Genomic DNA, 1,012 nt, shown 5'->3' on the forward strand with positions numbered 1-1,012 from the left:
CCGAACCGAGCTGGGGGAGCAACGACCCCGCAGCGTCCGGAATATTGGCCGAATCGCCGAGCGCGTAGACGCCCTCGAACCCGGGCACGGTCAGGTCGGGGGCGACCTCGACCCGTCCTCCCTTGCCGAGTGGCAGTCCGGTACCGGAAAGCAGCGAGCTTGCCTTGAGACCACCTGCCCACACGACGGTTCGGGAGAGGATCTCGGTGCCATCGGAGAGCGTCACGCCGTCCTTGCGGACCTCGGTCACGCCGGTGTCGAGCCGGAGTTCGACACCGGCTTCGCGCAGCTTCGTCATCGCATACCGTTGTGACTTCTCGTTGAATGGGGTCAGGACCGTGGGCAGCATGTCGGCCAGGTAGACCCGCCCCGAAGCGGCCAGCGCCGGGGACAGGTAGGCGGGTACGGCGCTGCGCATGCTCTCGGCTACCGCGCCCGCGGTCTCGACACCGGTCGGGCCCGCACCGACGACGACCACGTTGAGCGCGCCCTTGTCGATATAGGTCTCGTCGCGGTCAGCGGCGTCGAGAGCACCGAGGAAGCGCGAACGTAATTTGGCCGCGTCGTTGACCGAATAGAGGGAAAACGCGTACTCGGCGGCTCCGGGAATACCGAAAAAGTTCGCCTCGGCTCCTGTAGCGATTACTAGGAACCCGCTACGGTAGGTGATCCCATCCGCAGTGGTGACCGCGCGTTCGCGCGGGTCGATCGAGGTGATTTCGGCGGTCTTGACGCACACCGGTGGTTTGCGGCGGAACATCGCCCGCAGTGGCCGGGCCACATCCGTGACCGCGATCTGGGTCGTCGCCACTTGATAGATCAACGGCTGGAACTGGTGGTAGTTGTTCCTGTCGATCAGCAGGACATCGATCCCTTTGGCGGCAAGTTCGTTCGCGGCCGTGACGCCGGCGAAGCCCGCGCCTACGATCACCACGTGGTGATACTCCTCAGTCATCGATCCGCACCTTATCCGTGACGAGTTCCAGACCCCCACCCTAAAGGTTGTCCCGTA

General features: G+C 64.7%; 1 protein-coding gene. It reads right to left on the reverse strand.

All coding sequences use genetic code 11. The features are described from left to right. Nucleotides 1-955 (reverse strand): NAD(P)/FAD-dependent oxidoreductase (locus tag AD72_RS32500; RefSeq protein ID WP_031470473.1); only part of this gene is annotated, 955 nt, incomplete at its 3' end. Nucleotides 956-1,012: the final 57 nt, after the last annotated feature.

It is taken from the genome of Sciscionella sediminilitoris, from assembly GCF_000737195.2.
GTDB classification, from domain to species: Bacteria; Actinomycetota; Actinomycetes; order Mycobacteriales; family Pseudonocardiaceae; genus Sciscionella; species Sciscionella sediminilitoris.